Genomic DNA, 26,153 nt, shown 5'->3' with positions numbered 1-26,153 from the left:
ATCGCCTGAATAGGGTCAGACTGCAACCGGCTTACAGCAGAACCACGTCATACTGTTCCTGGCTGTAGAACGGCTCAACCTGAAAACGAATGGTTTTCTCAATGAAGGTTTCCAGGTCAGCGACGTTATCGGATTCTTCATCCAGCAGCCGGTCCACCACACTCTGGGAGGCCATCACCAGATAACTCTCGGCATCGTAGGCGCGGTTGATGCGCAGGATCTCGCGGAAAACCTCGTAGCATACGGTTTCACTGGTTTTCAGGAAACCACGGCCATCGCAGATCGGGCACGGTTCGCACAGGACCTGTCCCAGGCTTTCGGTGGTGCGTTTACGGGTCATCTCCACCAGACCGAGCTCTGAAACGCCGGTAATCTTGGTCTTTGCGTGATCCCGTTCCAGCATCTTTTCCAGCATCCGGTGCACCTGGCGCTGGTGTTCGGAATCTTCCATGTCGATAAAATCGATAATGATGATGCCACCGAGATTACGCAGGCGCAGTTGCCGGCTGATGGCGCGGGCCGCTTCCAGGTTGGTCTTGAAAATGGTCTCTTCGAGGTTGCGGTGACCGACAAATGCGCCGGTATTGATATCGATGGTGGTCATCGCTTCGGTCTGGTCAATGATCACGTAACCGCCGGACTTCAGCTGGACCTTGCGGCTCAGGGCCTTCTGGATTTCGTCCTCGACCGAGTACAGATCGAAGATCGGGCGCTCGCCGGGGTAATACTCCACCTTGTCCGAGAATTCCGCGACAAATTCGCCGACAAACTCCATCACCCGCTGGTAACTCTCACGGCTGTCAATGCGCACCTTCTCGGTCTGCGGCCGGATCAGGTCGCGGATGGTACGGATGAACAGCGGCAGATCCTGATAGACAACCGCCGGTGCCTGCACCCGGCCAATGCGTTCGTGAATGGACTGGCTCAGGCGATGGAGGTATTTCATATCGCCGATCAGATCCTCTGACGCGGCGGCTTCGGCGGCAGTTCGGATGATATAACCGCCCTGCACGTCGGTCTGCTCCCCGGCGGCGGTTTCCACCAGGGATTTCAGGCGCGTGCGCTCGTTTTCATCTTCAATGCGCTGGGAAATACCGATGTGACAGACCCCGGGCATGAACACCAGGTAGCGGGAAGGGATGGACAATTGGGTGGTGAGGCGCGCCCCTTTGGTACCGATCGGGTCTTTGGTGACCTGCACGACGAGGGACTGGCCTTCGCGCAGCAGCGTGCGGATATCCGGCACCACCTTCGGGCTATCGTTCCCCGAATCGGATGACTGACCGTTGACCACATCGGAAGCATGAATGAAAGCGGCCCGCTCCAGACCGATGTCGACAAACGCGGCTTCCATACCGGGCAAGACCCGGACCACCTTCCCCTTGTAGATATTGCCGACAATGCCCTTGCGACTGGTGCGCTCGATGTACGCTTCCTGCAACATGCCGTTTTCGACAAGCGCCACCCGCGTCTCGACCGGGGTAACGTTGATCAGTATTTCTTCACTCATTGCGATCCCTTTCCCATCGATGGGGGCCAGTCAATACGAGCCAGTCAATGCCAGGTTTGCCAGACCGGGTAACCAGCCTGCGCCAGCAGTGCTGCGGTCTCCTGCAGTGGCAAACCCACCACCGAACTGTAACTGCCACGGATTTCCTTAACAAAAATACCACCAAGCCCCTGAATTCCATAACTTCCCGCTTTGTCCATCGGCTCACCGGTTGCCACGTAGGCCTGTATTTCCTGCTCCGAGAGCGAGCGGAAGGTGACGTCAGTGGTGACCACGCAGGCGGTACAGACACCGTCTCGGACCAGTGCAACGGCGGTCATCACCTGATGGGTCTGCCCGGACAACCGCATCAACGTCGCGCTGGCATCGGCCGCATCCACCGGTTTGCCGAGGATCTCGCCAGAGAGGACCACCGACGTATCGGAACCAATCACCAGCTCTCCGGCATCGCCGGCCGCCGCGAGGGCTTTTTCCCGTGCCAGACGCTCGACATAGGCCGACGCAGGCTCGCTGGCTTGTACCGTTTCGTCGATACCCACCGGGCGGGTGATGAATGTAAGGCCGATCTGGGACAGCAGTTCGGCACGTCTCGGGGAGGCAGAAGCCAGAACAAGGGTATGCACGGGAAATTCCTATCCCAGTTTACGATTCAGGTTGTCCAGCAGAATACAGACAACCGGCCACACCAGAGCGCTGGTCAGGGCCGGCCACAAGTAGCTGAACCCGGCGTCTTCGGCGCCCAGCGTCTGCTTGATGAAGTGCACCAGCATCTGATTGATGCCCAGCAACAGGAACACCATCAGGCATTGCTGTGGCATGGGGTACATACGCAGGCGCTGATGGATGGTGAGCACCAGGAACGCAATCACCGCCATCGCCAACCCGTTGACGCCCAGCGGCGTGGCCTCAAGCACATCCAGCAACAGGCCGGCACACCAGGCCAGCAGGATGCCGAACTGGGCAGGCGCGCGGAACGTCCAGTAGAACACCATCAGCCCGAGCCATTCCGGGCGGAATTCGAACCAGCCCATGGGAAACAGCGAGATGCTGAACACCAGCGCAAGGATGAGGCTGAGCGCGAAAACCGGATAACTGATTACGGATAACATCAGCGCACCTCGCCTGTGCCGGGTTCAAGACCGATATTGACGGGCGGGTCTTCCTGACCTGGCCCATTACCGTCGGCATCGGGCTCACCATCGGGAGAGAACACCACCAGCACCAGGCTGCTCTGATTCAGGCGGGCCTTCGGGGTGGCTTCAATATTCACAAATGGCTCACCGGGTTCCTTGGTGATACGGGCGACTTCCGCCACCGGGTAACCTTTGGGAAAACGGCCGCCAAGGCCGGAGCTTACCAGCAGGTCACCCTCGCGAATGTCGGCGGTGTCCGGCACGTGGACCAGCTCCAGAGAATTGATATCACCGTTGCCAAGGAGAATGGCGCGCAGGCCATTGCGAACCGCTTCCACCGGTACCGCATGACTGCTGTCGGAAACCAGCAACACCCGGGAGGTGAAACTGCTGGTCTGTTGCACCTGCCCCATCAGGCCATGGGCATCAAGGATGGCCTGACCTACGGTGACGCCGTCACGGCTGCCTTTGTTGATGATAACTTCGTGGGAAAACGGATCGGGCGACACGCCGACAATCTCGCCAACAATCACCCGGTCGTCCAGCACCTCGGAGGAATTCATCAGGCGCCGGAGCTCGTTGTTTTCGGAGGCCAGGGCCGCGTATTTGAGCGCCCGCCGTTCGAGAATCAGCAAACGGGCCTTGAGGTCCTCGTTCTCTGCCAGAAGATCGTCCCGGGTGGTGAACAGGCCCGCAACCCAGTCCTGCAACTCGTAGGGCGCATTGCCCAGCCAGTGCACCGGAGCCAGCCCGGTTCCGATGGCACTGCGTACCGAGGTGACCCTGTCGAAACGGGCATCCGCAACAATCAGCACGGCCGATATGACAATCACCAGCAACAGGCGAAAACCCGGAACGGGGCCTTGAACAAAGATGGTTTTAATGGCTGCGCCCCCCGCCATTATTTACCCGGCAGATACGACGACCGCCGCAGTGGTAGTCCACTTGCGGCGGTCGGGGGCGGAGAGGTGTCAGGCGAGATGCCGGTACCACGGTTTTACCCCTCCTGGGAGAACATTCCGATCCCGCCGCGGTCGATGACTTCCAGTGCCTTGCCGCCGCCACGGGCAACACAGGTCAGCGGGTCTTCGGCGATGATCACCGGCAGGCCGGTTTCCTCACTGATGAGCTTGTCCAGGCCGCGCAGCAGGGCGCCACCACCGGTCAGCACGATGCCGCGCTCGGCAATGTCAGACGCCAGTTCTGGCGGCGACTGCTCAAGCGCACTTTTTACGGTCTGAACGATCTGGGCCAGCGACTCCTGCAGTGCGTCGAGGATTTCTTCGCTGTTCAGGGTAAATGCCCGGGGTACGCCTTCGGCCAGGTTACGTCCGCGCACGTCGATCTCGCGAATTTCCAGCCCTTCGTAGGCGCAGCCGATTTCGTGCTTGATCCGTTCGGCGGTGGAATCACCAATCAGGCTGCCGTAGTTGCGGCGCACGTAGGTCACGATGGCTTCGTCAAATTTGTCACCACCAACGCGGACCGATTCGGCATAGACAATGCCGTTGAGGGAGATGATGGCGATTTCGGTGGTGCCACCGCCAATATCAACGATCATTGAGCCGCTGGCTTCTTCCACCGGCAGGCCGGCACCGATTGCGGCGGCCATGGGCTCTTCGATCAGGAACACTTCGCGGGCGCCGGCGCCGAGGGCGGATTCACGGATGGCCTTGCGCTCGACCTGGGTGGACTTGCTCGGTACGCAGACCAGTACCCGCGGGCTTGGCGTAATAAAGCTGTTCTCGTGCACCTTGTGAATAAAGTGCTGAAGCATTTTTTCGGTGACCACGAAGTCGGCGATCACGCCGTCTTTCATCGGGCGGATGGCCGTGATGTTGCCCGGGGTACGACCCAGCATCCGTTTGGCTTCGGAGCCGACTGCCGCGACCATTTTCTGGGAACCGCTGGTACGGATGGCCACTACGGAGGGCTCATTCAGTACGATGCCGCGCTCACGCACGTAGATAAGGGTGTTGGCGGTGCCCAGGTCGATGGACAGGTCGCTTGAGAATAAGCCTCGGAGTCTTTTAATCAACATTCGTGTAGTTTCAACCTGAGAGTTGCAGTCGCAGAGAAAAGATGCGGCAACTTTAGCAGCGAGCACCCCGGCAGGCAAGGCACGATCGGGCCCTGAGCCTATCGGTTAACACTTTGCCACAAAAAGCCACACCCTCCCGCTGTTGCCGGAATCTGTTACCATATCGCCTCTGTTTTTGGCAGTTGGTGCAAGAGCTGCCGGGAACGATCTTTCCGAAACACGCTGTGAATACGTCCGTGTACGCTTGGGCTCCGCCATCCATGGCTCCGCACAGTTTCGGAAAGATCGTTCCCGGCAGCTCCCATATCTTGAACACCCTGCCACTTAAGTTACTGAAATTTCACCTACCCTGGGAGGCAATGTGACCATTTCCCGCAAGGACATAGAGAAAGTCGCCGTGCTCGCCCGCATTCGCGTGGACGAGGAGCAGGTTTCAGCCCTGGAGACGGATCTGGGCAACATCCTGGACCTGGTCGACCAGCTCGCCGCAGCCGACACCGCCAATGTCGAGCCGATGGCTCACCCGCTCAATGCCGTCCAGCGCCTGCGCGCGGACGAGGTGACAGAGACCAACCAGCGGGAAGCCTTTCAGGCCATCGCACCGGCGACCGAGAACGGCCTATATCTCGTGCCGCGGGTCATAGAGTAAGTAACCAGAATTGAGCGATCGGACGAACAGCGACTCAAGCAGGACGTATCATGCATAACAAATCGGTAGCAGAGCTCTCGCGGGAGCTGGAAAGTGGCAAGATTTCCAGCCTGGAGCTTACCCAGCAGTTTCTTGACCGCATCAAGAGTGAAGACGGCCAGTTCAACAGCTTTATTACCGTCACTGAGGAACAGGCGCTGGCAGACGCCAGGTCGGCAGACGAACAGCGTGCGGCGGGCAAAGCCACGCCGTGGACCGGGGTTCCCTTTGCCCACAAGGACATTTTCTGCACCAACGGTGTTCGCACCACCTGCGGCTCAAAGATGCTGGAGAACTTTGTACCGCCCTACGATGCGACGGTCACCGAGAATTTCCGCCGGGCCGGTGCGGTGTGTGTGGGTAAGACCAACATGGATGAGTTCGCGATGGGCTCGTCCAATGAATCCAGCTATTTCGGCGCGGTCACCAATCCCTGGGGCCTGAACCAGGACGAAAAACGGGTGCCAGGTGGCTCCTCCGGCGGCTCGGCGGCGGCAGTCGCGGCACGGCTGGTGCCGGCGGCGACGGCAACCGATACCGGCGGTTCCATTCGCCAACCTGCAGCGTTGTGCGGCATTACCGGTCTCAAGCCCACCTATGGGCGGGTTTCCCGCTACGGGATGATCGCGTTCGCGTCCAGCCTTGATCAGGGCGGCACCATGGCCCGCACGGCGGAAGACAATGCCTTGATGCTGAATGTGATGGCGGGGTTTGATCCCAAGGACTCCACGTCCATCGATCGCGACGTCCCGGATTATACCGCTACGCTCAATGAGCCCCTGAAAGGCCTGAAAATCGGCCTGCCGCGGGAATATTTCAGCGACCAGCTCAGTCCGGCGATGGAGCAGCAGGTCCGCAATGCGGTGACGGAGTACGAGAAACTGGGCGCGACGGTGAAGGAAGTGTCACTGCCGAACGCAAAACTCGCCATCGCAGCCTATTACGTGATCGCTCCCGCTGAGGCCTCCGCCAACCTGTCACGCTTCGACGGGGCTCGCTATGGCTATCGTTGCGAAGCGCCGAAAGACCTGATGGACATGTACACCCGCACCCGCGCCGAAGGCTTCGGTGCCGAGGTGAAGCGCCGGATTCTGGTGGGCACCTACGCGCTGTCCGCCGGCTACTTCGACGCCTATTACCTGAAGGCGCAAAAAGTCCGCCGCTTGATCCAGCAGGACTTCATCAATGCCTTCAAGGAAGTGGACGTGCTGATGAGCCCGACCACACCTTCGCCTGCCTTTATTCAAGGCGAGAAAACCAGCGACCCGGTGACCATGTACCTGGAAGATGTGTTCACCATCGCCATTAACCTGGCGGGGGTGCCGGCCATGTCAGTCCCCGCCGGGTTCGTGGACGGCCTGCCGGTCGGGCTGCAGATTATCGGGGATTATTTCTCCGAGGCCCGACTGCTGAACGCCGCCCATCAATTCCAGCAGGTGACCGACTGGCACCAGCGTGAACCACAATAAGCCCGGGACAGGAGAACGAGTATGCAATGGGACGTTGTGATCGGGCTGGAAATTCACGTTCAGCTCGCCACCAAGACCAAGATTTTTTCCGGCTCCAGCACCGCCTACGGCGCCGAGCCTAACACCCAGGCCAATGCGGTTGACCTGGCCATGCCCGGCACCTTGCCGGTACCCAATGAGCAGGCTTTCCGCTATGCAGTAATGTTCGGCCTGGCGGTGAACGCCGAGATCGAACGTCGTTCGGTGTTCGAGCGCAAGAATTACTTTTACCCGGACCTGCCCAAGGGCTATCAGACCACACAGCTGGAACGGCCGATCGTAGGGCCAGGTTATGTGGACATTGATCTGGCCAACGGTGAAAGCAAGCGTGTACGCATCCACCACGCCCACCTTGAAGAAGACGCAGGCAAGTCTCTGCACGAAGACTTTCACGGCATGACCGGCATCGATCTGAACCGTGCCGGTACGCCTCTGATTGAAGTGGTCACTGAACCGGATATGACCAATGCGGAGGAAGCGGTGGCGTTTGCCAAGAAGCTGCACGGCATCGTGACCTCGCTGGGCATTTGCGACGGCGACATGTCCCAGGGTTCCATGCGGTTTGACGTCAACATCTCGCTGAAACCGAAGGGTTCAGAGACGCTGGGCACCCGCACCGAAACCAAGAACCTGAACTCTTTCCGTTTCATGGAGCAGGCCATTGCCCATGAGGTTGAACGGCAGATGGACATCCTTGAAGACGGCGGCACCATTGTGCAGGAAACCCTCCTCTACAATGGCGACCGGGACGAATCCCGTTCCATGCGCACCAAGGAGGAAGCCAACGATTACCGCTACTTCCCCTGCCCCGACCTGCTGCCGGTGGAAATTGATGAGGCCTTTATCGAAGACGCCCGCAACCGCCTTCCGGAGCTGCCGGATGCGCGCAAGGCGCGCTTTATGGACCAGTACGGCCTGAACGACTACGACGCGGGCCTGCTGGCCGGCGACTCGAAACTGGCCGCGTTCTTCGAGGAAGCCGTGAGCCATGGCAAAGACGCCAAGTTGACGGCAAACTGGATTCAGGGCGAGCTTTCCGCGCGACTGAACGCCGAGGAAAAATCGGTGGCAGAATCCCCGATCACCGGCGCCCAGCTTGGCTACCTGGTGGTACGCATTGCCGACAACACCATTTCCTCCGCCGGCGCGAAAAAGGTGTTTGAAGCACTGTGGTCCGGCGAGAGCGATAACGTAGACGCCATCATCGATGCTAAAGGGCTGAAACAGATGTCAGACACCGGTGCACTGGAATCGATGGTCGACGAGGTGCTTGCGGGCATGCCGGATCAGGTGGCCCAGTACCAGAACGAGGAAGATCCCAAGAAGCGCAAGAAGATGCTGGGTGGCTTCATGGGGCCGCTGATGAAGGCGTCCAAGGGCCAGGGGAATCCGAAGCTGTTTAACGAGATTCTTGTTAAGAAGCTTGGGGGTTAAGGGATTATCTCTGGGTTTTGCCTGCAAGGCATGACCCTAGCCTGCCTGGCCTGGGGAGGGGCGTGCTTGATGCCCCTTCCCAAAAACCGCTACGAGCACATCCATGTGCGCTTCTCTCCGGCCATCCATGGCCTCCGAAATTTTTGGGAAGGGGCACCAAACACGCCCTACCAAGCTCGACAATCATCGCCAAAGGCAACGCTCGTCGGATTATGCTTCGCTAATCCGGCCTACAAAATGTGAGTTCGTTGGCACTATCGCGAAATTCGAAGTCCTTGGCGGGTGGACCATACATCAGCTACGTCGCAGGGAAAATCCGGTGAGGCTCAGGGTGGGCAGCGCCGCTAGGGCCAATCGGCGGCTCGAATGCGCACCGAAGATATGCTGCCGATCTGCGATAAGCGCGACCAAATGGGCCACAGACCCCGGCCACATCACCACCACCATGCCCGGAAATCTAGTGGATGTGCTGAAACAGGAAGGCGATACTGTCACCCAAGACCAGGCCGTGCTGATTACCGAAGCGATGAAAATGGAAAGCGAAATTCACACCAGCGTTGGCGGCACAGTGCAAGCGGTCCACGTCAGCAAGGCTGACCGGGTAACCCCGGGCGAAGTTTTGATCGAGATTGCCTGACAGACAAAAGGAGATACCATGGACCACATTGTTCGCGGCGTATTGGATTTTCGCAAAAACGTCTACCCGGAGCATAAGGATCTTTTCGGAGCCCTGGCCGACAGCCAGAATCCAGACGTGCTTTTCTTCACCTGCTCGGATTCGCGCATCGACCCGAACATGGTGACCGGTTCTAATCCCGGGGACCTGTTCATCTGCCGCAATGCCGGTAACGTGATTCCGCCCCACAGCAACGAAACCGGCGCGATGACCGCCTCCATCGAGTATGCGGTGGCCGTTCTTAACGTGCGCCACATCATCGTCTGCGGTCATACCGACTGCGGCGCCGTGAAGGGCGCGCTGAACATTCCGGCGCTCAAGGGGCTGCCCCACGTCAAGGAATGGCTGGGGCATTGTCGCTCGGCCATGGAAATCGTGCGGGAGCGCCACAACATTGCCGCCGATGAACCACTGGACCCGAAATACCTGAACGAAGCCATCGAGGAAAACGTGCTGCAGCAGGTTCAGCACCTGCGCACCCACCCGGTGGTGGCGGCGAAGCTGGCCACAGGCAAGATCGAGATCCACGGCTGGGTCTACGACATCAAGTCAGGCAACATTCGCTGCTGCGGTCGCGACAGCGTCGAGTTCAGGCACTTTGATGACTACTACGCGGATATTATCGCTAACGTCGGCAACGACTGAGCCAGAACGACGAAGCCCCGGAATCATCCGGGGCTTCGTGCTTTCAGGGAGCAATCGGCGCGTTCACACCAGCACAGCCCAGAGATCGTGTTCATCAGCGTTCTCGACCACCGCCTGAACGATCTGCCCAGGCTGCAGTTCGGTTTCACCGTTCAGATACACCATGCCGTCGATTTCGCGGGCATCGGCTTTTGACCGACCAATCGCGCCTTCCTCATCGACCTCATCAATCAACACATCGATGGTCTGGCCGATTTTTGCCCGCAGCCTGGCCGCGGAAATTTCTGCCTGTTTGGCCATAAACCGGGCCAGACGCTCCTCCTTCACCGCCTCCGGAACAGCGCCTTCCAGCTCATTGGCTTTCGCGCCATCCACGGCGCTGTAGGTAAACGCGCCAACCCGATCCAGCTGGGCCTCGTCCAGCCAGTCCAGAAGGTACTGGAAGTCTTCCTCGGTTTCGCCGGGGAAGCCGACGATAAAGGTCGAACGGATGGTCAGCTCAGGACAGATTTCCCGCCATGTGCGGATACGCTCCAGGGTCTTGCTGTCGTGGGCTGGGCGCTTCATGGCCTTCAACACCCGCGGGCTGGCGTGTTGGAACGGGATATCCAGATACGGCAGGATCTTGCCTTCGGCCATCAACGGGATGATGTCGTCGACGTGAGGATAGGGATAAACGTAGTGCAACCGCACCCATACCCCCATCTCGCCCAATGCCTCACACAGTGACTGCATTTTGGTTTTCAGCGGCCGCCCCTGCCAGAACCCGGTGCGGTATTTGGTGTCCACGCCGTAGGCGGAGGTGTCCTGGGAGATCACCAGCAGCTCTTTGACCCCGGCATCCACCAGGCGCTGGGCCTCGTCCATGACATCACCGATGGGGCGGCTCACCAGATCGCCGCGCATGGACGGGATGATGCAGAAGGTACAGCGGTGGTTGCAGCCTTCAGAAATCTTCAGGTAGGCGTAATGCCTGGGGGTCAGCTTGATGCCCTGGGGCGGGACCAGATCGGTGAACGGGTCGTGTTCTTTCTTGGGGGGTACAAACTGATGCACCGCCCCGACCACTTCCTCATAGGCATGGGGGCCGGAAACCGCCAGCACGCCGGGATGGGTGTCGCGGATCTTGTCCGCTTCCACGCCCATGCACCCGGTGACAATGACCTTGCCGTTTTCATTAATGGCTTCGCCGATGGCGTCCAGGGACTCCTGTTTGGCAGCGTCGATAAACCCACAGGTATTCACCACCACAATGTCAGCGTCGTCGTAGGTTGGCACTACGTCATAGCCATCGAGCCGCAGCTGGGTCAGGATGCGTTCGGAATCGACCAGTGCCTTCGGGCATCCAAGGCTGATAAAGCCGACTCTGCCACTGCCGGTTACGGAGGTTTGGGGCTTGTCTGTCATAAACTCTGTCAGGTTTCCGTTCAGATTGAGGGGCAAGTCGCCCACCGGGATGTCGAGCCGCACAGTCTACCTCACGGGATGGAACGCCTGAAGCGAAACAGGGGTAAATCCTGATCGAAAATTACGCAGAACATACGCCTGGCCCGCAAAATCTTTGACGCCCTGTTCAGAAACGTTTCACAAAACTGACACTAACAACGACAGACATCTTGCTGATCAGTAATTAAACAACTAAACTTTCAACTGGTTATAGATAAAACTGTCCATATAAAAAGAGTCAGAATGAAACCAGTTGCTACGAAACAGAACCTTCGCAATCAACAACGCGTCGATGTCTCGGCCGATGCCGTCATTGAAAAAACCGACGGCAGCTATCTTGACTGCAAAATCACCAACCTGTCGCGCTCCGGCATTATGATTTCCTGCACACAGGCCACCATCAAAGAACTGGTACCCGGGCAGAAAGCGCCGATTCCCGGCAACTGGATTCCGGTGAAAGCAAAATTCTCCGTGCCGGTCGTGGCAACCCAGCCCGTGTCCGTGATTGCGGAAGGTAACATCGTTCACCTGCGCCGCATCGCCCGGGACGAGTATCAGGTGGGCATTCAGTTCGCCGAGTTCGAGGGCAACGGCTACGACTATGTAGATGGCTACGTCAGCAAACTGCTGGCCTCGTCCACCACCCTGTCCTGACATCCCGGGGCGCTCCCCCATAGAACCGCGAACATGCTCGCGATATATTCTTATAGCACCAAACTCTAGTTGCATACCTTCTTATACCCTAATGGCCTCTGGTATAGTTGCGCTATTCACACGCAAAGCCCATTCGGCACGCAAGGCGGCAACAGAGTACGATGACCACATACAATCTGACCCATCTCAAGCAGCTGGAAGCTGAAAGCATCCACATCATCCGGGAGGTCGCAGCCGAGTTCGATAACCCGGTGATGCTCTACTCCATCGGCAAGGACTCCGCGGTCATGCTGCACCTGGCCCGCAAGGCCTTCTACCCCGGCACGCCACCGTTTCCTCTGATGCACGTGGACACCACCTGGAAGTTCCGCGACATGATTGAATTCCGCGACCGGAAGGTGAAGGAATACGGCCTGGACCTGATCGTTCACAAGAACGAAGACGGCATCCGGCAGGGTATCGGGCCGTTTACCCACGGCAGCGCCAAGCATACCGATGTGATGAAAACCCAGGCCCTCAAACAGGCACTGGACAAGTACAAGTTTGATGCCGCCTTTGGCGGTGCCCGTCGGGACGAAGAGAAGTCCCGCGCCAAGGAACGGGTGTACTCGTTCCGCGACGAATACCATCGCTGGGATCCGAAGAACCAGCGTCCGGAGTTGTGGAACACCTACAACGGCAAGATCAACAAGGGCGAAAGCATCCGCGTTTTCCCGCTGTCCAACTGGACCGAGCTGGATATCTGGCAGTACATCTACCTCGAAAACATCGAGATTGTTCCGCTGTACTACTCCGCTGTACGGCCCGTGGTCGAGCGGGATGGCACCCTGATCATGGTGGACGATGACCGCATGCCGCTGAAGGAAGGCGAAAAACCGATGATGAAATCCATCCGTTTCCGCACCCTCGGCTGCTACCCCCTCACCGGCGCCATTGAGTCCGAAGCCACCACGTTGCCTGAGATCATTCAGGAAATGCTGCTGGCGACCAGCTCCGAGCGCCAGGGTCGCGTGATCGACCACGATTCGGCGGGCTCCATGGAACAGAAAAAGCGGGAAGGGTACTTCTAAGATGTCACACCAGTCTGATCTGATCGCCGAAGACATTCAGGCCTACCTGAAGCAACATGAGAACAAGGAACTGCTGCGCCTGCTGACCTGCGGCAGTGTCGACGATGGCAAAAGCACCCTGATCGGGCGCCTGCTCCACGACACCAAGATGATCTACGAAGATCATATGGCCAGCCTGAAAACCGACAGCGCCAAGATGGGCACCACCGGCGAAAAGCTGGACCTGGCGCTGCTGGTCGACGGCCTGCAGGCGGAACGGGAACAGGGCATCACCATTGATGTCGCCTACCGCTATTTTTCCACCGACAAGCGCAAGTTCATCATTGCCGACACACCGGGCCACGAGCAGTACACCCGCAACATGGCAACCGGCGCCTCCACCGCCCAACTGGCGATTCTGATGATCGACGCCCGCCACGGTGTGCTCACCCAGACCCGGAGGCACTCGTACATTGCCTCATTGCTGGGCATCCGCCACATTGTGGTCGCCATCAACAAGATGGACCTGGTGGATTTCAGCGAAGAGCGTTTCAACGAGATCAAGGACGAGTACATGGCCTTTGCCGCCAAGCTCGGCCTGAAGGACATCCGCTTTGTGCCGATCTCGGCCCTGGAAGGGGATAACGTGGTCAACCGCAGCGAGAACACGCCCTGGTTCACCGGGCAGCCGCTGATGGAAATCCTGGAGACGGTGGAAGTTTCCCGCGACAAGAATCTGGAGCATTTCCGCTTCCCGGTCCAGTACGTCAACCGCCCCAACCTCAACTTCCGTGGGTTCTGCGGCACCATTGCCTCCGGCGTGGTTCGCCCCGGAGACGCAGTCATGGCCCTGCCCTCGCGCCGCACCAGCACCGTGAAGGAAGTAGTGACCTTTGAAGGCAACGTGGACGAAGCCTACATCGATCAGGCGGTCACCCTGACCCTGACCGATGAAATTGACGTCAGCCGCGGCGACATGCTGGTCAAGACGGAAGACGAGCCGGAAGTCGGCAACCGTTTCAACGCCAATATTGTGTGGATGACGGACGCGCCGCTGGAAACCGGCCGCCTGTACGACGTCAAGCTGGGCCCGACCTTCACCTCCGCAACGGTCAAGAAGATCCATCACCAGACCGATGTGAATACGCTGGAGCAAAGCACCAACCCGACGGCACTGCAACTGAACGAAATCGGTTTGTGCGAGCTCACCCTGAGCCAGCCGGTGGCCTTCGACGCCTATCCGCGCAATCACGCCACCGGCAGCTTCATTGTCATCGACCGGCTGACCAACGTGACCATCGGCGCCGGCATGCTCGCCGGCACCGCCAGTGATGTGGAATCCCTGGAGCCGGTCAGTGCCGAAGAACGCGGACGTCGCCTCGCCCAGAAGCCTGCCATCATTGCCTGCAACGGCAAGAAGGCCCAGGCCCTGGCGCTTGCGGTGGAACGTGCACTGTTCGACCAGGGCAAAACCACCGTCGTGCTCAGCGAGGACAACGCCGGTGACCCGGACGACCGCCGTCGCACCGCACAGCTGTTGTCAGCCCATGGACTCATTGCCGTCGCCGTAAACCTGGGTACAGACGTGGCCAGTGCGGCCGTGGCGGCGGACAGCGATGAGCAGATCCCGGCTGCGGTGAATGAACTGGTGCAGGATCTGGTTCGCAACAAACGGATCTGATACATCCGCTTTGGCGGATTCACCGCACCCAGAAAATCGGTACAATGCCAGGCCCTGAAGGTCCGCCTTCAGGGCTTTGTTTGTTTACCAACCAGGAAAAGCGATCTCATGGCCATCAAGCAGCTTCGCACTCTTTTCGCCAGCCAATACCAGCCCGGACAACCGGCACGGATCCGTCCAGGCGAGGCGCTGTCCGAGCCCGGTGGCGACTATGAAGGTCTTCACAAGCAGATGAAGCGCCTGTTCAACAGCAAGCCTGGCAAGAAATACGGGCGCTTCTCGGACGACATCGGCGAAAGTCCGTTCAGCAGCTGGCTGAAGGATTACCTGGAAGACAAGCAGTCTTTTGCCGCCTTCACCGATCGCCTGTTCGGCCAGTGGCAGGAACTTCTCAACGGCGCCCAGGAAGAATTCGAAGGCCACCTGATGATCGTGCACGAGGCGCTCGCCGACTCGGAGGTGGTCTACCTGCTGGTGATGGAAAACGACAGCGCCATGCGCTTCGATGCCAAGCAGACTCTTGATGCCACGGACATCCTCAGCCTGTCCCGCCTTAACCTGGCGGTGCGCATCGAGCTCGATGACTGGCGCGGAGACAACCCCGGCGAGAACTACCTGACCCTGGTGCATTCCCGGGGCACCGGTGAAGGCGGCGATCTGTTCATCAAGCTCTGCGGCTTCACCAATCAGGTGGATGTGGAAAAGGAAACCCTGACCTTCCTGGATGCCGTGGAAGCCTTTGCGAAAACCTCCGAGCCGGAGGAAGCCGGCAAGGTGCGCGCCCGCGCCTATGAATTCTGCAAGGAACAGCATGCACTCGGCGAGCCGGTGGCCATCGAGGCACTGTCCGGTTATCTCGACGAGAGCCAGCCGGAGCGGTTCAAGGAGTTCGCCTCCCAGACCGCCGAGCTGCCCGAAAGCGGCGTCCTGCACCCCGACCATCGCAAGGTCAAGAAACTGGTGCGCATCGCGGGCTCGGGCGGCGGCATGAGCGTGTCTTTTTCCTCAGACCTGGTTAACCAGGCAGTCTATTACGACCGGGACAAAGACGCTCTGACCATCACCCGCCTGCCCAAGGCCCTCAGGGAACAGCTGCAGAGATACCTGGAAGACCGAAGTTAATACCGCCAAGGAGGCCCCATGGAATTACGCACGATGCGTTGCATTATCCTATTGGTCATTACGTCAGCATTGGCAGGCTGCGCGTCTCAACCCGCAGCGGACAGTACCCGCCAGTTGCACGTAGCCACACCAGAACACTATAACGTATGGGTGTTCGACATGATGCTTGAGCGCACTGGCGAACCGGTCAGGGCTCAAAGTGTTGGCAACGTCGGTTGTTGCTGGAAGGGAGAATCGGGCGCCGGCGGTCAGGAGATAACACTGGCGCATTATCCGGAGCAGCTCTGGGTACACTGGTTTTCGTTCGCAGAACAGGCGTTCTACTCCCGCATGATTCACCTTCCTGCCGGGTTGAACCGGTCCGGGGGGACGAACGAGCTCCAGAGTATGACCCTTGGCCTCGCCCCCGGCGGCACCATCGTTCTCTGGCACCCTGGCCATGACGGCGACCCAAATGAGATTGCACGCCTCCAGGCCCAGGAAATCAGCGGCGATCCGGTGGATTTCAGGCAGCGAACCCAGCGCTATAACAGACAGCATGCCGACCATGTGGAGCGTTACGGCCTGCAGCTGGAGCGCTGGTAACCAGCGGCTTAGTCCGGCTTCAACTCTGCCGTTGCGGCATTGCCCGGCAATTCATCCCATCGAGTGCGATGCTTCCTGAGCTCCCGCACCCCCTGCATCCAGCCCACGCCATCGATCAACTCGCCGGTGGCGGGGTCAATTGGCGGGTATGGCAGATTGCGGTCGTCGCAGTAGCGCTTCACGGTGGGCTGGCACCAGCAGAATAACAGGCGGTTGTATTCGTCGTCCGGCAACCGCCTGACGTCGTACAACCCTGCCGCTTTGCGCTGGCGCTGTGCTTCGGCAAGAATAATCGCACAGGCCGCCGACACGTTCAGGGACTCCACCATGCCCATCATGGGAATCACGATGTGCTCGTCCGCCTGGTTCGCGGCATCCTCGCTAACCCCATCCACCTCGTTACCCAGAATCACGGTACAGGGCACCGTGAAGTCCACCTCCCGGTAATCAATCGCGCGCTCGGAAAGCTGTGCGGCATAAAGTTTATGCCCCTGCCCTTTCAGCGAATCGATGGCGCTGTCCATGGTGCGGTGGGTGTGGGTAGTCACCCAAGTGTAGCTTCCGCCAGCGGTTTTTCGAAAGGCGCGGAAACCGTCCCGGGGCCACACTGTGTGCATGTGAGCCAGGCCAAAGGCGTCGCAGGAGCGGATGATGGCCGACAGGTTTCGTGGCTTATGGACCTGGTCGGTGAGTACGCTGAGATCCGGTTGGCGGGTATTCAGGGTTTGTTTGATTCGGGCTAGGCGTTCAGGGGTCATAGTCTGTATCGGATTGCTCAAAAAACCGGATAATACCACAGCGGGACTAGCAACAAGCCAAGACAGAGGTGGTTGCGGATTGATCACCCCGTTATAATACGCAGTTCCTTTTTGCTGGCGCCTTTTCCTGGCCACCCAGTTCCCGGCGCACCACCCATCAGATTACGTGAGACCCATGGCCAAAAAGCTGTACATCAAAACCCACGGTTGTCAGATGAACGAGTATGACTCGGCCCGCATGGCCGACCTGCTCAAGTCCGGTGAAACCGTCGAAATGACGGACACACCCGACGACGCCGACATCCTGCTGCTGAACACCTGCTCCATTCGGGAAAAGGCCCAGGAGAAGGTCTTCCATCAGCTCGGGCGCTGGAAAAAGCTCAAGAGCAAGAAGCCGGATATGATCATCGGTGTCGGCGGCTGCGTGGCCAGTCAGGAAGGGCAAGCCATTCTCGACCGCGCGCCCTACGTAGACATGGTCTTCGGCCCGCAAACCCTGCACCGCCTGCCGGACATGATCACCGAAGTGCGCGCCAAGGGTAATGGCGTGGGTGTGGTGGATGTCAGCTTCCCGGAGATCGAGAAGTTCGACAACCTGCCCGAGCCCGGCGCCGACGGCCCCTCAGCCTTTGTTTCCATCATGGAAGGCTGCAGCAAATACTGTACGTTCTGCGTGGTGCCTTACACCCGCGGTGAGGAAGTCAGCCGCCCGGCGGATGACGTGATTGCAGAAGTCGCCCATCTGGCGAGCCAGGGCGTGCGGGAAGTGAACCTGCTGGGCCAGAACGTGAACGCCTACCGCGGCGAAACCCACGACGGCGACACCATGGATCTGGCGGAGCTGATTACCCTGATTGCGACCATCGATGGTATTGATCGCATCCGCTACACCACTTCACACCCGGTGGAGTTCACCGACGCCATGATCGAGGTGTACGAGCAGGTGCCGGAACTGGTCAGCCACCTGCATCTGCCGGTACAGAGCGGGTCGGATCGCATCCTGGCGGCGATGAAGCGCGGTCACACGGCGCTGGAGTACAAGTCCAAGCTGCGTCGTCTGCGCAAGATTCGCCCGGACATCAGCTTCTCTTCCGATTTCATTATCGGCTTCCCGGGTGAAACCGAGAAAGACTTTGAAGACACCATGAAGCTGATCAACGACATCGGTTTCGACATGTCATTCAGTTTTGTCTACAGCGCCCGCCCTGGTACCCCGGCGTCCGATCTGCCGGACGACACGCCGATGGAGGTCAAGAAGCAGCGCCTGAGCATTCTTCAGGACCGGCTTAATCAGAACGTGATGGACATCAGCCGCAAGATGGTGGGTTCGACACAGCGCATTCTGGTGACCGGTCTGTCGAAAAAAGACCCAGGCGAATACGCTGGCCGGACCGAGAATAACCGGATCGTGAACTTCCGACATGAGAATCCGGCGGTGGTCGGCAACTTTATCGATGTCGAGATTGTTGAGGCTTATCCCAACTCTCTTCGGGGCGTTCCTGTGGGCTCTGAGCTGTTTTAAACTTGGGCTCGCATGCATCGGGGCAAGGTGCATGGCGAGTGATGGGCTTTCCCTCCCAAAAACCGCTACGAGCACATCCATGTGCGCTTCTCTCCGGCCATCCATGGCCTACGAAATTTTTGGGAGGGAAAGCCCATCACTCTCCGCAGAGTTCAAACGTGCCTGACTGAAAAAAGTTCAAGGACGAATTGAGACTTTGACGAAGTCAGCCTACTTGTTTTTCTCGCTGAAGGCCTGCACATAGATTGATCAGGGAGAGGGCCGGAACGGCTTTCCAAAAACGTGGAGCGCCAGGGATGGCGCGACCGAGCCCTACAGGGACGTATTTACGGGCGCTTTTTGGAAAGCCGTTCCGGCCCTCTCCCGTTGCAACCAAATCAGATATACCTACTCCCGAGAGCAACCAGGGGAGTAAACAAAACGGAGCACCTTTGAAAGCCAACGATTCCAGACAATTTGACCTGCATCCAGTCGATCAGAGCCGGCTGACTACCCTGTGTGGCCAGTTTGATGAACACCTCAAGCACATTGAGCGGCGCATGCAGGTCAGGATTGGCCGCCGCAATCACCACTTCCGGGTGGAAGGCGAAACCGAGCACGTGGCCGCCGCGGTGGAAGTCATACGGCACCTGTACCGTGAAACCGAAGCCACCAACGACATTTCTCCGGATACCGTTCACCTGTTTATCCGTGAGACCGGTTTCGAGCGGCTGCCGGAAGACGTACCGTACGACGGTGCGGTGACCGTTATCAAAACCCCCAAGCTGCAGGCCAAGCCGCGCGGGGTCAACCAGCAGAAGTATGTGCACAGCATCCGCACCCATGACATCAATTTCGGCATTGGCCCGGCCGGTACCGGCAAGACCTGGCTGGCGGTGGCCTGTGCGGTCGAGGCGCTGAAGGACGAGCAGGTCAAGCGTATCCTGCTGGTTCGGCCCGCGGTGGAAGCCGGCGAAAAGCTCGGCTTCCTGCCGGGTGATCTGGCCCAGAAAGTGGACCCATACCTGCGCCCGCTTTACGACGCACTGTATGAAATGCTGGGGTTTGAGCAGGTCACCCGACTGATCGAGAAGAGCGTGATCGAAATCGCGCCGCTGGCGTTCATGCGGGGGCGCACCCTGAACAACTCGTTCATCATTCTGGACGAAAGCCAGAACACCACCCGCGAGCAGATGAAGATGTTCCTGACCCGCATTGGCTTCGGATCGACGGCCGTGATTACCGGTGACACCACCCAGGTGGATCTGCCCCGCGGCCAGAACTCCGGCCTCATCCACGCCGCCGGCGTGCTGAGCAAAGTGTCCGGCATCGGCTTTACCCGCTTCGAAGCCAAGGATGTGGTTCGTCATCCGCTGGTGCAGCGTATTGTGGAAGCCTACGATGCCCTTGATGACGGGAGCGTAAGCGGCCAGTGAATGAACTGACTGTCGATCTGCAACTGGTGCTGGAAGGCCCCGGCATTCCATCGGGAAGCTCGTTCGAACGCTGGGCCCGCAAGGCCTGGCTGGGCGATGGCCCATCGGAGGTCACCATTCGCATCGTGGGTGATGACGAGTCCGGCCAGCTCAATGGCCAGTACCGTGGAAAAAACGGCCCCACCAACGTGCTGTCCTTCCCATTTGAAGCGCCAGCGGGTATAACAGTTCCGTTGGCCGGAGATCTCGTCATTTGTGCTCCGGTTGTAGAAAAAGAAGCAAAAGATCAGCACAAAGCGCTCGAAGCCCACTGGGCTCACATGGTGGTGCACGGCATGTTGCACCTTCAGGGCTATGATCATATTGACGACAATGATGCCGAGGCCATGGAAGCCCTCGAAGTCCGGCTGCTGGCGCAGCTCGGGTATGGCAATCCTTACGAATCAGAGGAAACGGAAAAAGACTCATGAGCGACGATCAGTCGAGTCGCAGTCAGGGCAACAAGTCCTGGCTGGAGCGTATATCACAGGCCTTTTCCAGCGGGCCTGAGTCCGTAGAGGACGTGCTGGAAATCCTGCGGGACGCCGAGTCCCAGAACATCATCGACACCGATGCCATGAGCATCATCGAAGGCGCCATGCAGGTCATCGACATGCGCGTCGATGAAATCATGATCCCCCGTTCCCAGATGGTTACCGTCAAGGCCTCCCAGGACCCGAAAGAATTTCTGGGCGAGATCATCGCATCCGCCCACAGCCGTTTCCCGGTCATCGGCGACAGCCAGGACGACGTGATCGGCGTGCTGCTCGCCAAGGATCTTCTGCCACTGGCGCTGAATAACGAGCTGGACTGGAACCACACCCGCGAAATTCTCCGGCCGCCCACCTTCGTCCCCGAAAGCAAGCGCCTGAATCAGCTGCTCAAGGAATTCAAGGAAAACCGCAACCACATGGCGATCGTGGTGGATGAATACGGCGGCACCGCCGGCCTCATTACCATTGAAGACGTCCTCGAACAGATTGTGGGCGAGATCGAAGACGAGCACGATTTCGATGAAGAAACCCACATCAAGGCCCGCGGCGATGGCACCTTCGCGGTCAAAGCCGTCACGCCGGTCGACGATTTCAACGAGTTTTTCCAGACCGAGCTGGACGAAGAAGAGTTCGACACCATTGGTGGCGTTGTGCTCAAGGAATTCGGTCACCTGCCCAGACGGGGCGAATCGGTTGCATTTGGCGGGCTGCAATTTACTATTGCGAACGCCGATAACCGAGTCATCCGTCTGCTGCAGGTAACCCGAAGTGAGCAATAACGAGACCAAAGCCCGAACGACCGACACCCCCCTGTCCGAAAACCGCTGGCTGCTGGCCGTCACGCTGGTGGCTGCCGGCGCATTGCAGACGCTGACCTTCTCGCCCTTCCACTGGTGGTGGCTCGGGCCGGTTTCCATTGTGTTGATTCTGCTCGCCTGTGTGCCGCTGGCATCCCGGAAGCTGTTCCGGGCTGGCTGGCTGACCGGCCTCGGCCTGTTCGGCAGCGGGGCAAGCTGGGTTTACATCAGCATCAGCGAGCACGGCAACACCTCGATTCCGATCTCTATTCTTCTGACGTCGCTGTTTGTCGCCGGGCTGGCGCTGTTTCACGCGCTTGCCTTCTGGGGCTGGGGCAAGCTGGCAAAGGAAAGCCGGGTGCGGCGCCTGCTGCTGTTTCCCGCGGTGTGGATCCTTGGTGACTGGGTACGCGGCTGGCTGCTCACCGGCTTTCCCTGGCTGTACCTCGGTACCGCCCACGTCGATGGTCCCCTGGGCGGGTTTGCACCGGTTGTTGGTGTTCACGGGATCACCTTCTGGATCACGGTGTCCGGGGTGGCGCTTTACGCCTGTTGGTGGCTGGGACTGAATCGGCGCGCCGGAGCTGCCGCTCTCGTGGCGATCGTCGCGCTCCTGCCCTGGGTCAGTGGCCCGCTGGTTGCCAAAATCGAATGGACAACCGTCAGCGATAAAACCATCACGTTCGCCTCCATGCAGGGCAACATCCCCCAGCAAATCAAATGGGATCCGGATTTTCTGCGGGACCAGATCGTGGTGTACCTGGGGCTCACCGAGAACGAGTGGGATACCGACCTGATCCTGTGGCCGGAAACCGCCATTCCCATTCCCCAGGACAGTGCCGGCAAGATCATCGAACACATCAGCGAGCAGCTGGGTGACAACAGCACCCTGATTACCGGCATCCCCTGGTACGGGTTCAGCAACCGGATTGAAGACTTCACGTTCCACAACAGCATCATGGCCATCGGCAACGGCGAGGGCATGTACCACAAGCAGAAACTGGTGCCTTTCGGCGAATACGTGCCGCTGCAGCAATGGCTGCGTGGCCTGATCGGCTTTTTCGATCTGCCCATGTCCAGCTTCAGCCGCGGACCGGCCAATCAGTCACCGCTGATGGCCAACGGCAACCGGATCATGCCGTTTATCTGCTACGAGGTGGCCTATCCGGATTTTGTCGCCCACAACGCCCGCAACGCCGACATGCTGCTGACCATCAGCAACGACGGCTGGTTCGGCGATTCCATCGGCCCCCTGCAACACCTGCAGATTGCGCGGATGCGGGCACTGGAAACCGGCCGCTACATGCTGCGTGGCACCAACAATGGCATGACCGTGATTATTGACCAGCACGGTCAGATCACCGAAGCCATCCCCCAGTTCACCCGCGACACGCTGCGGGGCGAAGTGTTCGCCGCAAGCGGAAACACCCCGTACATGCTGTCCGGCTCCTGGCCGGTGCTGACCCTGGCGCTGATCCTAATCGTTTTCGCCAGAGAGCGGATCATCCCCAGGCCATAGATCGGGTCATTCCGATTTGCGGGGCCAGCGGCTGGTCACCCGCTCGTAATAGTGGGAGCCACAGGCCTCGCAGGGTTCCAGATGACTGGTCGCGGTCAGGCAGCGCATGTGGCTGCAGTTCAGGCACTGAAACATACCGGCGGTCGCCACTTCGCCGGAAATGTAATGACCTACCTCCTGGTTCTCCAGCTTCTGCCGCAGTTCCAGCGTGTCCACCAGCGTCTTGTCCGCCACCGATAGCAACTTGTCCGAGAGCTCGTGTTCCAGCAACGCAATGTCCAGCTGCAACCACTCCTTCAAGCCTTCGCCGGTCTCTTCGACAAAATGCAACAGATGCTGCAGATCCCGCTGAAGGTATTCCCCCAGCAGATCCGCCTCCTCCCGGGTCATTTCTTCCAGCTCGTACTCAACTTCGACCGCTTTGCGGATTTCTTCTTCGAGGGTCTGCAGGGACGTCTCCTGCATCTCGTTCAGGCGCGACTGCACCCGTTCCAGCATGCGGTCATACACTTCCAGGGCTTTGCCTGAGAGATGGCTTCGTTCTGGTGCTGTCATAGTAACTCCCTCACGCCGGATTCAGCTGCAGGGTATGCAAGCGCTGTCGGGTGCGGCTTCCAGAGACTGTGCGCAGCAAGGACGCTGCGCCCAAGCCTACAGGGATGTAGTTCCGGCGTGTCTCTGGAAGCCGCACCCGACAGCGCTCCCCCCCACAGTGTAAGTCTGGCACAGGAACGGGAATTTGGCAGACTACCTGTTGCGCCTTGTGTGCGTTAGAATGTCCGGCCCGCTCCGGACATCGTTTTGATACAGGGTTTTATTTTTCACACAAGGTAATTTCGGCAATGGCAGGAATGGACGAGCAATACAATCCACGTGACGTAGAACAGAATGCCCGCACGTTCTGGGAAGAGAACGAAACCTTCACCGTCAGGGAAGAGCCGGGCAAACCGAAATACTACTGCCTGTCCATGTTCCCCTACCCGAGCGGCAAGCTCCATATGGGCCACGTCCGCAACTACACCATCGGTGACGTGATCTCCCGCTATCAGCGCATGCAGGGCAAGAACGTCATGCAGCCCATGGGCTGGGACGCCTTCGGCCTTCCGGCGGAGAACGCCGCCATTGCCAACAAGACCGCGCCTGCCAAGTGGACCTACGCCAACATCGAATACATGAAGAACCAGCTCAAGCAGCTGGGCTTCGGCTACGACTGGAATCGTGAACTGGCCACCTGCCGGCCCGATTATTACCGCTGGGAACAGTGGTTCTTTGCCCGACTATACGAGAAGGGCCTGGTGTACAAGAAAATGTCCACGGTGAACTGGGATCCGGTGGACCAGACCGTTCTGGCCAACGAACAGGTCGTGGACGGCCGTGGCTGGCGCTCCGGTGCTCTGGTTGAACAGAAAAAGATTCCCCAGTGGTTCATTCGCATCACCGACTACGCCGAAGAACTGCTGAATGATCTGGATCAGCTGGAAGATTGGCCCGAGCAGGTCAAGACCATGCAGCGGAACTGGATCGGCAAGTCCGTGGGCACCGAACTGACCTTCCCGCTGAAAGACAGCGATGACGGCCTCACCGTGTACACCACGCGCCCGGACACCCTAATGGGTGTCAGTTACATGGCGGTGGCCGCAGAGCATCCGCTGGCGAAAGCAGCCGCTGAACGCCATCGGGACGTAGCGGAGTTTGTCGAGGAATGCCGCAACAGCAAGGTGGCGGAAGCCGAACTCGCCACCATGGAAAAGAAAGGCATCGACACCGGCTTCAAAGCCATCCATCCGCTGACCCAGGAAGAAATTCCGGTCTGGATCGCCAACTTCGTGCTGACCGATTACGGTACCGGCGCCCTGATGGCGGTTCCCGGCCACGATGAGCGCGACCACGAGTTTGCCCTGAAATACCGCCTGCCGATCAAGCAGGTCATCGCGGCACTGGATGGCCGGGATATCGACGTTCAGGAGAAGGCCTTCACCGAGAAAGGCACACTGGTGTCCTCAGGCAGATACAGCGGGCTGACCAGCGATGAAGCCTTCGAGGAAATCGCCAACTATCTGGAAGAGCACGCTATTGGCCGTCGTACCGTAAATTACCGCCTGCGGGACTGGGGGGTGTCACGCCAGCGGTACTGGGGCGCGCCGATCCCGATGATGACGCTGGAAGACGGCACCGAGCGCCCGGTTCCGGACGACCAGCTGCCGGTGACCTTGCCGGAAGACGTGGAAATGGATGGCGTGCAATCGCCAATCAAGGCCGATCCCGAGTGGGCGAAAACCACCTTTGCGGGGCAACTGGCAACCCTGGAGACCGATACCTTCGACACCTTCATGGAGTCGTCCTGGTATTACGCCCGGTTCTGCAGCCCCAACTACGACAAGGGCATGCTGGACCCGGCCGCCGCCAATTACTGGCTGCCGGTTGACCAGTACATCGGCGGCATCGAACACGCCATCCTGCACCTGCTGTACGCCCGCTTTTTCCACAAACTGCTGCGGGACGTGGGGCTGGTAAACAGCTCAGAGCCGTTCAACCGCCTGCTTTGCCAGGGCATGGTGCTGGCCGAAACCTATTACCGCGAGGACGCCAATGGCGGGAAGACCTGGATATCACCGGCCGACGTCACCGTAGAGCGTGATGGCAAGGGTCAGGTGGTAGGCGCGACCCACAAACAGGACGGCCAGCCCGTCGAAGTGGGCGGCGTTACCAAAATGTCCAAGTCCAAGAACAACGGCATTGACCCCCAGGCGATCATCGACCAGCACGGTGCGGATACCGTGCGCCTGTTCATGATGTTCGCGGCACCGCCGGAACAGTCCCTGGAGTGGTCAGACAGCGGCGTGGAAGGCGCCCATCGCTTTCTCAAACGGCTCTGGCGCATGGTGAGCGAGCTGGCCTCCGGCGGCGACGTACCGGCACTCGATACCAGCGACCTGACCGACGCCCAGAAAGATCTGCGCCGCAAGACCCATGAAACCATTGCCAAGGTCAGCGATGACATCAGTCGCCGGCTAACGTTTAACACGGCTATCGCCGCCGTGATGGAGCTGCTCAACGAAGTAGGCCGGCTGGGAGACGATGCGCCACAGAGCCGTGCGGCCCGCCGCGAAGCACTGGAAGCGGCGGTGCTGATGCTCTCGCCCATCGTGCCCCACATCTGTCATAACCTCTGGCGGGCCCTTGGCCACCACACACCGGTGGTCGACGCCCCGTGGCCGGAAGCCGACAAAAGCGCCATGGTCCGCAGCCAGATTCAGGTGGTTCTCCAGGTCAATGGCAAGGTCCGGGCCAAGGCCGACGTTCCGGCAGACATCGACAAGGCGAGCCTGGAAGAAATGGCCCTGGCGAACGAAAACGTGGTCCGTTTCATCGAGGGCCAGACCGTTCGCAAGGTGATCGTCGTGCCGGGCAAACTCGTGAACGTGGTGGCCAACTGA

23 protein-coding genes and 1 pseudogene are annotated in these 26,153 nt (G+C 59.2%); 16 read left to right on the top strand and 8 right to left on the bottom strand.

The genetic code is table 11. The annotated features are described in order from the left end of the window. Positions 1 to 31: 31 nt before the first annotated feature. The 5 genes from rng to DYI22_RS09175 all read right to left on the bottom strand — a co-directional run bounded on the left by rng (position 32) and on the right by DYI22_RS09175 (position 4,681). Positions 32 to 1,510: a ribonuclease G gene (gene rng / locus DYI22_RS09195; protein ID WP_213477767.1), complete on the bottom strand. Its 1,479-nt coding sequence runs from the start codon at positions 1,508 to 1,510 to the stop codon at positions 32 to 34. A 44-nt stretch (positions 1,511 to 1,554) separates the two neighbouring features. Beyond that, positions 1,555 to 2,133 (bottom strand): Maf family protein, encoded by a 579-nt coding sequence (locus DYI22_RS09190; protein ID WP_213477766.1) that lies wholly within the window; start codon positions 2,131 to 2,133, stop codon positions 1,555 to 1,557. Positions 2,134 to 2,142: 9 nt separating this feature from the next. Continuing rightward, positions 2,143 to 2,619, bottom strand: coding sequence for a rod shape-determining protein MreD (gene mreD / locus DYI22_RS09185; protein WP_213477765.1), 477 nt, complete (start codon positions 2,617 to 2,619; stop codon positions 2,143 to 2,145). Then, positions 2,619 to 3,545: a rod shape-determining protein MreC gene (gene mreC, locus DYI22_RS09180; protein ID WP_213477764.1), complete on the bottom strand. Its 927-nt coding sequence runs from the start codon at positions 3,543 to 3,545 to the stop codon at positions 2,619 to 2,621. Before mreC ends, mreD begins: the two co-directional genes overlap by 1 nt. A 95-nt stretch (positions 3,546 to 3,640) precedes the next feature. Then, positions 3,641 to 4,681 (bottom strand): rod shape-determining protein, encoded by a 1,041-nt coding sequence (locus tag DYI22_RS09175; RefSeq protein WP_213477878.1) that lies wholly within the window; start codon positions 4,679 to 4,681, stop codon positions 3,641 to 3,643. Positions 4,682 to 5,045: 364 nt separating this feature from the next. Here DYI22_RS09175 and gatC point away from each other — a divergent pair, with 364 nt between their 5' ends. The 5 genes and pseudogenes from gatC (at position 5,046) to DYI22_RS09150 (ending at position 9,635) form a co-directional block, all read left to right on the top strand. Then, on the top strand, positions 5,046 to 5,333 hold the full coding sequence (gene gatC / locus DYI22_RS09170; RefSeq protein ID WP_213477763.1) for an Asp-tRNA(Asn)/Glu-tRNA(Gln) amidotransferase subunit GatC: 288 nt from the start codon (positions 5,046 to 5,048) through the stop codon (positions 5,331 to 5,333). Between the two features lie 50 nt (positions 5,334 to 5,383). Beyond that, complete coding sequence (gene gatA / locus DYI22_RS09165) at positions 5,384 to 6,841, top strand: Asp-tRNA(Asn)/Glu-tRNA(Gln) amidotransferase subunit GatA (RefSeq protein WP_213477762.1); 1,458 nt, start codon at positions 5,384 to 5,386, stop codon at positions 6,839 to 6,841. Positions 6,842 to 6,862: 21 nt separating this feature from the next. After that, on the top strand, positions 6,863 to 8,314 hold the full coding sequence (gatB, locus tag DYI22_RS09160) for an Asp-tRNA(Asn)/Glu-tRNA(Gln) amidotransferase subunit GatB (RefSeq protein ID WP_213477761.1): 1,452 nt from the start codon (positions 6,863 to 6,865) through the stop codon (positions 8,312 to 8,314). Between the two features lie 391 nt (positions 8,315 to 8,705). Then, positions 8,706 to 8,951, top strand: a pseudogene (locus tag DYI22_RS17470) (biotin/lipoyl-containing protein); the annotation flags it as partial. Positions 8,952 to 8,969: 18 nt separating this feature from the next. Continuing rightward, positions 8,970 to 9,635 (top strand): carbonic anhydrase, encoded by a 666-nt coding sequence (locus DYI22_RS09150; RefSeq protein ID WP_213477759.1) that lies wholly within the window; start codon positions 8,970 to 8,972, stop codon positions 9,633 to 9,635. Positions 9,636 to 9,698: 63 nt separating this feature from the next. On the opposite strand, the gene rimO is transcribed toward DYI22_RS09150, so the two are convergent. Beyond that, positions 9,699 to 11,042 (bottom strand): 30S ribosomal protein S12 methylthiotransferase RimO, encoded by a 1,344-nt coding sequence (gene rimO, locus DYI22_RS09145; protein ID WP_213477758.1) that lies wholly within the window; start codon positions 11,040 to 11,042, stop codon positions 9,699 to 9,701. A gap of 282 nt (positions 11,043 to 11,324) precedes the next feature. Between rimO and DYI22_RS09140 the strand changes: the two genes are divergently transcribed. The 5 genes from DYI22_RS09140 (at position 11,325) to DYI22_RS09120 (ending at position 16,172) form a co-directional block, all read left to right on the top strand. Beyond that, the gene (locus DYI22_RS09140) at positions 11,325 to 11,735 is read left to right on the top strand and encodes a PilZ domain-containing protein (RefSeq protein ID WP_213477757.1); all 411 of its coding nucleotides are present in this window, start codon (positions 11,325 to 11,327) and stop codon (positions 11,733 to 11,735) included. A 131-nt stretch (positions 11,736 to 11,866) separates the two neighbouring features. Continuing rightward, positions 11,867 to 12,805 (top strand): sulfate adenylyltransferase subunit CysD, encoded by a 939-nt coding sequence (gene cysD / locus DYI22_RS09135; protein ID WP_323132900.1) that lies wholly within the window; start codon positions 11,867 to 11,869, stop codon positions 12,803 to 12,805. 1 nt (position 12,806) lies between these two features. Next, on the top strand, positions 12,807 to 14,465 hold the full coding sequence (gene cysN, locus DYI22_RS09130; RefSeq protein ID WP_213477755.1) for a sulfate adenylyltransferase subunit CysN: 1,659 nt from the start codon (positions 12,807 to 12,809) through the stop codon (positions 14,463 to 14,465). A 108-nt stretch (positions 14,466 to 14,573) separates the two neighbouring features. Continuing rightward, positions 14,574 to 15,587, top strand: a complete 1,014-nt coding sequence (locus DYI22_RS09125; RefSeq protein WP_213477754.1) for a nucleoid-associated protein — start codon at positions 14,574 to 14,576, stop codon at positions 15,585 to 15,587. 18 nt (positions 15,588 to 15,605) lie between these two features. Further along, positions 15,606 to 16,172, top strand: a complete 567-nt coding sequence (locus tag DYI22_RS09120) for a DUF2931 family protein (protein ID WP_213477753.1) — start codon at positions 15,606 to 15,608, stop codon at positions 16,170 to 16,172. A gap of 8 nt (positions 16,173 to 16,180) precedes the next feature. Here DYI22_RS09120 and trmH read toward each other — a convergent pair whose 3' ends face one another. After that, on the bottom strand, positions 16,181 to 16,930 hold the full coding sequence (gene trmH, locus DYI22_RS09115) for a tRNA (guanosine(18)-2'-O)-methyltransferase TrmH (RefSeq protein WP_213477752.1): 750 nt from the start codon (positions 16,928 to 16,930) through the stop codon (positions 16,181 to 16,183). 175 nt (positions 16,931 to 17,105) lie between these two features. Here trmH and miaB point away from each other — a divergent pair, with 175 nt between their 5' ends. From miaB to lnt, 5 genes are all read left to right on the top strand, one after another. Next, the gene (gene miaB, locus DYI22_RS09110) at positions 17,106 to 18,452 is read left to right on the top strand and encodes a tRNA (N6-isopentenyl adenosine(37)-C2)-methylthiotransferase MiaB (protein ID WP_213477751.1); all 1,347 of its coding nucleotides are present in this window, start codon (positions 17,106 to 17,108) and stop codon (positions 18,450 to 18,452) included. Between the two features lie 431 nt (positions 18,453 to 18,883). Next, the gene (locus DYI22_RS09105; RefSeq protein WP_213477750.1) at positions 18,884 to 19,867 is read left to right on the top strand and encodes a PhoH family protein; all 984 of its coding nucleotides are present in this window, start codon (positions 18,884 to 18,886) and stop codon (positions 19,865 to 19,867) included. Beyond that, entirely contained in the window at positions 19,864 to 20,337 is a 474-nt protein-coding gene (ybeY, locus tag DYI22_RS09100; RefSeq protein ID WP_213477749.1) for an rRNA maturation RNase YbeY, read from the top strand. Before DYI22_RS09105 ends, ybeY begins: the two co-directional genes overlap by 4 nt. Continuing rightward, positions 20,334 to 21,179 carry an HlyC/CorC family transporter gene (locus DYI22_RS09095; RefSeq protein WP_213477748.1) on the top strand — a complete coding sequence of 282 codons (846 nt, stop codon included), beginning with the start codon at positions 20,334 to 20,336 and terminating at the stop codon, positions 21,177 to 21,179. The genes ybeY and DYI22_RS09095 overlap by 4 nt, the downstream gene beginning before the upstream one ends. After that, complete coding sequence (gene lnt, locus DYI22_RS09090; protein WP_213477747.1) at positions 21,169 to 22,716, top strand: apolipoprotein N-acyltransferase; 1,548 nt, start codon at positions 21,169 to 21,171, stop codon at positions 22,714 to 22,716. The genes DYI22_RS09095 and lnt overlap by 11 nt, the downstream gene beginning before the upstream one ends. A gap of 6 nt (positions 22,717 to 22,722) precedes the next feature. Here the strand turns inward: lnt and DYI22_RS09085 are convergent, their stop codons facing one another. Continuing rightward, positions 22,723 to 23,271, bottom strand: coding sequence for a zinc ribbon-containing protein (locus DYI22_RS09085; protein WP_213477746.1), 549 nt, complete (start codon positions 23,269 to 23,271; stop codon positions 22,723 to 22,725). Positions 23,272 to 23,567: 296 nt separating this feature from the next. Here DYI22_RS09085 and leuS point away from each other — a divergent pair, with 296 nt between their 5' ends. Beyond that, complete coding sequence (gene leuS, locus DYI22_RS09080) at positions 23,568 to 26,153, top strand: leucine--tRNA ligase (RefSeq protein WP_213477877.1); 2,586 nt, start codon at positions 23,568 to 23,570, stop codon at positions 26,151 to 26,153.

The sequence above is a fragment of the Marinobacter lipolyticus genome (assembly GCF_018424605.1).
Lineage (GTDB): Bacteria > Pseudomonadota > Gammaproteobacteria > Pseudomonadales > Oleiphilaceae > Marinobacter > Marinobacter lipolyticus_B.
This window is presented reverse-complemented; position numbering and strand designations above follow the sequence as displayed.

What these genes read in the sequence shown, in the direction of transcription:
- rng (WP_213477767.1), bottom strand. Translation starts at nt 1,510, where the DNA reads ATGAGTGAAGAAATACTGATCAACGTTACCCCGGTCGAGACGCGGGTG.
- mreD (WP_213477765.1), bottom strand. Translation starts at nt 2,619, where the DNA reads ATGTTATCCGTAATCAGTTATCCGGTTTTCGCGCTCAGCCTCATCCTT.
- mreC (WP_213477764.1), bottom strand. Translation starts at nt 3,545, where the DNA reads ATGGCGGGGGGCGCAGCCATTAAAACCATCTTTGTTCAAGGCCCCGTT.
- gatA (WP_213477762.1), top strand. Translation starts at nt 5,384, where the DNA reads ATGCATAACAAATCGGTAGCAGAGCTCTCGCGGGAGCTGGAAAGTGGC.
- gatB (WP_213477761.1), top strand. Translation starts at nt 6,863, where the DNA reads ATGCAATGGGACGTTGTGATCGGGCTGGAAATTCACGTTCAGCTCGCC.
- DYI22_RS09150 (WP_213477759.1), top strand. Translation starts at nt 8,970, where the DNA reads ATGGACCACATTGTTCGCGGCGTATTGGATTTTCGCAAAAACGTCTAC.
- rimO (WP_213477758.1), bottom strand. Translation starts at nt 11,042, where the DNA reads ATGACAGACAAGCCCCAAACCTCCGTAACCGGCAGTGGCAGAGTCGGC.
- DYI22_RS09140 (WP_213477757.1), top strand. Translation starts at nt 11,325, where the DNA reads ATGAAACCAGTTGCTACGAAACAGAACCTTCGCAATCAACAACGCGTC.
- cysN (WP_213477755.1), top strand. Translation starts at nt 12,807, where the DNA reads ATGTCACACCAGTCTGATCTGATCGCCGAAGACATTCAGGCCTACCTG.
- DYI22_RS09125 (WP_213477754.1), top strand. Translation starts at nt 14,574, where the DNA reads ATGGCCATCAAGCAGCTTCGCACTCTTTTCGCCAGCCAATACCAGCCC.
- DYI22_RS09120 (WP_213477753.1), top strand. Translation starts at nt 15,606, where the DNA reads ATGGAATTACGCACGATGCGTTGCATTATCCTATTGGTCATTACGTCA.
- trmH (WP_213477752.1), bottom strand. Translation starts at nt 16,930, where the DNA reads ATGACCCCTGAACGCCTAGCCCGAATCAAACAAACCCTGAATACCCGC.
- miaB (WP_213477751.1), top strand. Translation starts at nt 17,106, where the DNA reads ATGGCCAAAAAGCTGTACATCAAAACCCACGGTTGTCAGATGAACGAG.
- DYI22_RS09095 (WP_213477748.1), top strand. Translation starts at nt 20,334, where the DNA reads ATGAGCGACGATCAGTCGAGTCGCAGTCAGGGCAACAAGTCCTGGCTG.
- DYI22_RS09085 (WP_213477746.1), bottom strand. Translation starts at nt 23,271, where the DNA reads ATGACAGCACCAGAACGAAGCCATCTCTCAGGCAAAGCCCTGGAAGTG.
- leuS (WP_213477877.1), top strand. Translation starts at nt 23,568, where the DNA reads ATGGACGAGCAATACAATCCACGTGACGTAGAACAGAATGCCCGCACG.